Below are 6,426 nucleotides of genomic sequence, written 5' to 3'. Positions count from 1 at the left end.
GTGGTGGACAGGCCGCTGACGTCGGTGAGGGACATTCCCGCCGTGGGGATGCCGAGTTCGGTGACCGTTTCGGTCACGGCCCGTGCGGCCCCGGCGAACGACGCCGGCAGGCCGCGCCGCAGGGCGACCAGCCGGCCCAGGCACTCCGCCAGGTCGTTGTCGGACGCGGTGAGCATGCGTTCGACGAGAACCCGCACCGGCGGGCTGTCCACCGAGGCGATGCGGGCCGCCCCCGCCTGGGCGGGCCCGAGGCCGACCGCCCCGACCGGGACCCCGGCGGCCGCCAGCGCCCCGGCGAAGGCCGATGTTGCCGCCGCCGCCGGGGTGGGGCTGCGCGGGCCCTCGGCGCCCGGGGCGGAGCGTCCCGCGTCGAGTTCCAGGGCGGAGACCGGCGTGGCGTCGCCGTCAGTCACGTAGTTGTCGCGCCATCCCGGCGCCCGGTCCGGGCCGACGAACAACGACCCGTCGCCGACCACCCGGGCCACCGAGGTGATGCCGGCCGCCCGAACCTGGCCGACGAGATCGGTGAGCCGGGCCAGCGCCGGGTAGCCGCCGGTCTCGGTCGACGCGGTCAGCGTCGGGTCGCCGCCGCCCACGAGCCACAGCGTGCCGCCGGGCGCGCGGCTGGTGGCGCCCGGCGGCGGGCTGTAGAGCACCGAGGTGCGCAGCCGGGTGTCCGGGAACGTGACGAGCGCCGCGGTGGCCACCGCGGTCTTGAGTGTCGACGCCGGCACGGCTGGGATGCGGGCGCGGTTGTCCAGCAGCACGCGACCGGTCAGCGCGTCGACGACGAAGGCGGCGGGCCCGGCGAGGACGGGGTCGCCGAGCGGACCGGAAAGGCGGGCGGCGACCGCCGCCGGCTGGGGCGTGGGCGCGGCCGAGTCCAGACCTGCGAGGATCGCGGCGCTCGCCCGCGCCGATCCGGCGCCGGGCGGGACGGGTTCGCCGGTGGCGGGGCCGGCGGACAGGGAACCGGCGAGCAGGGCGCCGGCGAGGGCGGTGAGCGCCCCTACCCGAGCGACCGGCGCGGCTGACGTCACTCGCCGGACACTACGCAAGGCGGGTGGGCGACGTCACCGCCACCCGCCGCGGCGGGTGTGAGCCGTTGCGGGCGGATGCATGCCAGTCTGGCGCGGGGCGTCCCCGGTGGCATATGGAGGGCCACTGTGTCACCGTATGGCGCGAACCGTGAGTCGACCCGCGCCGGTCCTGGTGGCCAGCGGGCGGGTCCGGTCGGCCGCGGCGGTCCGGCATGCTTTCCCGCCGCCCGGCGGGTCATCGGTGGCCGGCGGGGGAACACCTGCCTGCGAGAGGCGGGCTCCCGCTCGCCGGCCGCGTGCTTCCGGGACACTGGGAGGGCGGCGGTCGTCGTCCGCGACACTTCGCCGCGTCCGTCGGGTGTCCCGGCGCGTGCCCGCCGTCGGTGGCGCGCGGCATCCGGCCGCGGTGCCCCGGCAGCCGCCGGAGCATGCGAACCCGGCATTCGCCGGAGGCTGACAAGCAAGTTCACACGTGGCGGCCGTCCGGCGCGGACCGGGCCGGCCTGAGCATGAAGGAGACAGGGAGCGGAGTGGACCTTGAGTTCGATGTGACCATCGAGATCCCCAAGGGTCAGCGCAACAAGTACGAGATGGATCACCACACCGGACGCATCCGGCTCGACCGGATGTTGTTCACCTCCACCCACTACCCGTCGGACTACGGGTTCATCGAGGGCACCCTCGGGCGAGACGGGGATCCGCTGGATGCGCTCGTCCTGCTGGAGGAGCCGACCTTCCCGGGCTGCCTGGTGCGGTGCCGGACGATCGGCATGTTCGAGATGACCGACGAGAAGGGCCCGGACGACAAGGTCCTGTGCGTCCCGGTCGCGGACGTGCGGCAGGAGCATCTGCGGGACCTGCGGCACCTGCCGGAGTTCGACCGGCTGGAGATCCAGCATTTCTTCGAGGTCTACAAGGACCTGGAGCCCGGCAAGTCGGTCGAGGGCGCGTCCTGGGTGGACCGCAAGGAGGCCGAGCGGGAGATCCTCGCCTCCATCAAGCGGCTGCACGACTCGGAGGCCGCCGGGGCGGACGGGCACGACCAGGAGGCCGAGCCCAAGTTGGCGTGATCGGCCGACCGGCGCGGCGGCGACGCCTCTCCATGCACGAGCCCGCGGGGTTTCGTGGATGAGGAGGCGTCCCTCGCGCCGGCCTTCCGGTGAGCCAGCGGACCGTGTAGCAGGCCATGTGCTGCTAGTCGGCCGTATTGCCCGCATGGGGATAGGTCGTGATCCCCCCAAGCACGGACAGGTCGCCGACGGCAAGCCGGCGCCGGTCCTTGTCGATGCCGGCCTGGATCTCCGGATTGGCGCAGAGCACGGCCTGGGGCCACCAGCGGTCGATGACCCGGTGTAGCGGTGCCAGGTCGAGGGTGTTGTCGGTCTCGACGGCGGCCGCATGGAAGTCGGCTTCGAACTCGGCGCGCTGCTCGGGATCGAGCGCGGCGCGAATCGCCGGGCCGGTGCGCTCAACCCGGCTGCGCACCCCGTACGAGGGGACCGTGACGCCCGTGGTCGTGGGATCGATTGTCGCACTCGGGGGCGCCGCACCCGCCGCACCGAGCGTGCCCGGCTGTCGCAGCGCGTGCCGGCCAGGGCCCGTTCTGGAGGGGGAGTGAGCCGGAGGCGGGGATTGAACCCGCGACCTATCGCTTACGAGGCGATTGCTCTGCCACTGAGCTACTCCGGCGATCGGCCAGGATCGCACTGGCCCGGGTCGAGTATGCCAGATGCCTGGGCGGTGCCGACTGGTGGTGCTCGGGTGGCTGCTCGGCGCGGCGGACGAGGAGCCGGCCGGCCGGCCCTGATGTCCGCCCCGCTCCCGCCCGTGGCCTGCGCCCGGCGATGAATGCCTCCCGTCCGCGGTGGGCGCCGATTCGAGCGAGGTCAGGGGGCGAATTCGGGAACAATCTGACGATCCAACCCCATCAGTGCGTCATCGGTGGCCGAGAAGGAAGCCGCTGATGTGACGATCGGTTTTCACTCAATCTATTATTTGTCATGATTTTTGGTTCCTAGCCCCACCGAACGCCCCAAACCGCTACCCCGGTTGCAGTTGTTCCGATGAGGATGCGTAGGGTTTCGCTCCATGACCGGGGCCGGGGACGCTGCACCAGCAGCAGCGGCGACACGAGGAGCCTCGCTCCTCGTCGCTGAGGACGATGAGGCATCGCGCGTGGCACTTGCGCGCAGCCTCGAACGATTCGGTTATCGCGTGTTGGAGGCGGCGGACGGCGAAGCTGCCCTCCGGCTTTTCCAGACGACGGAGATCGATCTGGTCGTGCTGGACGTCGCGATGCCGCGGATGGACGGCTTCGCCGTACTGAGCCGTCTGCGCCAGACCAGCGAGGTGCCGGTGATCATGCTCACCGGGCGGGCCGAGGAGGTCGATCGCGTGGTCGGCCTGGAGCTGGGCGCCGACGACTACGTCGTGAAGCCCTACTCGCTGCGGGAACTGGTCGCTCGGGTGCGGGCCCGGCTACGCCGCCGGCCCGCCGAGCCGCCGCCGCAACGCAGCGGGGACGGCAACGACCCGCTCGTGTACGGCGACGTGTCCATCGACCTGCGCGCCCGCGAGGTCGCCGTCGCCGGCGAGCGGATCGACCTGACCGCGCGCGAGTACGAGCTACTGGCCTTCCTCGCGCGCCACCCACGACGGGTTTTCAGCCGCGAGGAGCTGCTCGAACAGGTCTGGGGTACCCGCTTCCAGGACCCTGCCACCGTGACCGAGCACGTCCGGCGGGTACGCACCAAGGTGGAGGGCCGCCCGCCGCAGCGACGGCTGGTCACCACACTGCGCGGGATGGGCTACCGGTTCGACCCGTGATCCGTCGGGTGCCCTGACCGATCAGAGGCGGGGGCGGTGCCGGGAGCGTCGGCGGGAATGCCCCGGGGCGCCGCCTGGCGCCCCGTCGTACTCCGCCTCCTCGAGGTCGGCGGCGACGTGGTTCGCGCCTGCGCCACCGGCGCCCTCGTGGGCGCCGGCATGGTCGATGCCGGCCGGAGCGGGGCCGGGATCGGAGCGGGGCTCGGCCTTGTGCGGGGCGTAGGCGGCCTCGTGCGCCTGCCGGGACGGGCACACGTCGGCTCGTTCGCAGGAGGTCCGCGCACCGCCGTCGAGCACGACGACCACCTGCTCGCGTGGCACGTCGTGGCGCACGACTCGGCCCTCGCCCTGGGGTGTGCAGGCCCGTTCCCCGACGGCGGGCACGGCCCCGGCGAACTCCTCGTACAACGGGTGCTCGTAGCGCAGGCAGCACATCAGCCGGCCGCAGGCCCCGCTGATGCGCATCGGGTTGAGGGCGAGGTTCTGGTCGCGGGCCATGCGCAGGCTCACCGGCTCGAAGTCGGTGAGGAACGTGGCGCAGCACAGGTCGCGCCCGCACGAACCGATCCCGCCCTGCAAGCGGGCGCCGTCCCGGGCGGACAGCTGCCGCAGCCGCACTCGCGCGGCCAGCGTCCGGTTCAGGTCGCGGACCAGCTCCCGGAAGTCGATCCGGGTCTCGGCGCTGAAGTAGATCGTGTAGCCGCCCGTGTCCGGTACGTGATCGACGCCCACGATCTTCATCGGCAGGTTGTGCTCCCGCGCCAGCCGGCGGGCGGCGACCCGAGCGCGGGCGCGCCGACGCCGGGACAGCTCGGCGCGCTGCACATCGGCCGTCTGTGCCATCCCCGCCAGCACGGGCAGGCCGCCGATGTCCTCGGAGACCCACTGCGGTGCCCACATGCAGGTGGCGACCTCGGGACCATCGTCGGTGGGCACGAGGACCTGGTCGCCGACCCGGGGGGTATGGGTACCCGGATCTGCGTAGTAGAGCTTGCCGCGCGGGGAGAACGCCACTGCGCACATCATCGGCATCCGGCCCGTCACCTCCCCTGGCCCGCGGGCCGGCCGGAACGGTGGCCCGACTGGGAAGCGGGCCCGATGTGCGGCAGCGCCGGTCGAGTGGGGCCTGCCGGAGCCGCTCGCGGGCGTGATCTGCGTCGCAGATCAGGATATGCCTGGACTTGCAGGTTGGCTGCCCATTCGGCCTATTCGGCCCATCGACCGCCGCTTGGCGGTCTCCGGGCGAGCGGCGGTCTCCGGGCGAGCGGCGGTGGCCGGGCGAGCGGCGGCGGCCGGCGTCAGCCGTCGCGCAGGGCGAGGGCCAGCGATTCCACCGCGAGTAGCGGGACGAGGCCGGGATTGTCGGCGAGCGCCGACCGGGTCGCGAGCACGGCCTCCAGCCGCCGCAGCGTCTGCTCCGGCGTCGAGCCCGCCGCGAGGCCCGCGGCCTCGGCCGCATGGTCGGCATGGATCGGGTCGACCGGTGCGCCGAGCTGCTCCGCGAGCACATCGCGGTAGAGACCAGCAAGGTCGACCAGGGCACGGTCGAGAGAGTCGAGGACGGTGCGCCGCCCGCGACTCTTCTGGGTCCGCTCAAGCTCCTTGAGCGCCCCGGCCGCGCCCCGCACGACCATCGACCGGGCCTTCGCACCGGCCTTCGGCGCCCGAGCCGACCTCGACTTGCCACCGGTGGCCGTCGCGCCGACGCCGAGTGCTGTCTTCAGCGCCTCCGTCTCGACCTCGTCCCGCTCGGTGTTCGCGGCCTCGGCGTCCGCGTTCGCGGCACCCACGAGATCCGCGGCCGCGGCCAGGCAGTCCCCGACGCGGCCCAGGCGGCTCGGGATGCGTAGCACCGCCGCGCGATGAGCCCGGGCGGCCTCGTCGGTGGCGAGGCGGCGGGCCAGCGCGAGGTGCCCCTGCGACGCCCGGGCTGCCGTCTGCGCCAGCCGGTCGTCGACCCCCTCCCGCAGCAGCATGTCGCGCACGTCCGCGGCGGAGGGCAGCCGCAGCGCGACCGTCCGGCAGCGAGAGCGGATGGTGGGCAGCACGTCCTCGACCGACGGTGCGCACAGCAGGAACACGGCGCGTTCCGCCGGCTCCTCCAATGCCTTGAGCAGCGCGTTGGCCGCTGCCTCGGTGAGCCGGTCGGCGTCGGTGAGCAGCAGGATCCGCCAGCGGCCGGCGGTCGGGGCGCTGGCGGCGTCCCGGACCAGGGCGCGGACATCCTTCACCCCGAGTGAGAGCCCCTCCGGTGTGACGGTGCGTAGGTCGGTGGCGGTGTCGGTGAGCACGGTGTGGCAGCCGTTGCACTCCCCGCAGCCCGGCGGTTCCCGCTTACAGTTGAGAGCGGCGGCGAACGCTCGCGCCGCCTCCTGCCGCCCCGCGCCGGCGGGGCCGGTGAACAGCCACGAATGAGTCATCCCGGAGCGTGCGCCGGCCGGGCCGTCACCCCCGCCCATGGCCGCACGGATGCCGCGGGACGCTGCCACCGCGGCCGTCCGCAGCGTCGCGACGACCGCTTCCTGGCCGACCAGCGTCTCCCAAACGGTCACGGGCCCAA

6 protein-coding genes and 1 tRNA gene are annotated in these 6,426 nt (G+C 73.4%); 2 read left to right on the top strand and 5 right to left on the bottom strand.

Annotated features, from left to right (window positions below):
* Window positions 1–1,040: D-alanyl-D-alanine carboxypeptidase (locus NBZ85_RS04160; protein WP_261561529.1), on the bottom strand; the 1,040-nt coding region annotated here is incomplete at its 3' end.
* A gap of 530 nt (window positions 1,041–1,570) precedes the next feature.
* Here NBZ85_RS04160 and NBZ85_RS04155 point away from each other — a divergent pair.
* On the top strand, window positions 1,571–2,110 hold the full coding sequence (locus NBZ85_RS04155; RefSeq protein WP_308205160.1) for an inorganic diphosphatase: 540 nt from the start codon (window positions 1,571–1,573) through the stop codon (window positions 2,108–2,110).
* Window positions 2,111–2,234: 124 nt separating this feature from the next.
* Here the strand turns inward: NBZ85_RS04155 and NBZ85_RS04150 are convergent, their stop codons facing one another.
* Both NBZ85_RS04150 and NBZ85_RS04145 read right to left on the bottom strand, forming a co-directional pair.
* Complete coding sequence (locus NBZ85_RS04150; protein WP_261554503.1) at window positions 2,235–2,525, bottom strand: DUF6247 family protein; 291 nt, start codon at window positions 2,523–2,525, stop codon at window positions 2,235–2,237.
* Window positions 2,526–2,657: 132 nt separating this feature from the next.
* Window positions 2,658–2,729: transfer RNA gene (locus NBZ85_RS04145), tRNA-Thr, on the bottom strand.
* A 399-nt stretch (window positions 2,730–3,128) separates the two neighbouring features.
* Here NBZ85_RS04145 and NBZ85_RS04140 point away from each other — a divergent pair.
* A complete protein-coding gene (locus tag NBZ85_RS04140; RefSeq protein ID WP_009741721.1) occupies window positions 3,129–3,866 on the top strand; it encodes a response regulator transcription factor in 738 nt (245 codons plus the stop codon).
* A 21-nt stretch (window positions 3,867–3,887) separates the two neighbouring features.
* Here the strand turns inward: NBZ85_RS04140 and NBZ85_RS04135 are convergent, their stop codons facing one another.
* Window positions 3,888–4,898, bottom strand: coding sequence for a PSP1 domain-containing protein (locus NBZ85_RS04135; protein WP_261554502.1), 1,011 nt, complete (start codon window positions 4,896–4,898; stop codon window positions 3,888–3,890).
* Window positions 4,899–5,164: 266 nt separating this feature from the next.
* Entirely contained in the window at window positions 5,165–6,418 is a 1,254-nt protein-coding gene (locus NBZ85_RS04130; protein WP_261554501.1) for a DNA polymerase III subunit delta', read from the bottom strand.
* Between the last annotated feature and the right edge of the window lie 8 nt (window positions 6,419–6,426).

The organism is Frankia tisae (assembly GCF_025403405.1).
GTDB lineage: Bacteria > Actinomycetota > Actinomycetes > Frankiales > Frankiaceae > Frankia > Frankia tisai.
This window is presented reverse-complemented; position numbering and strand designations above follow the sequence as displayed.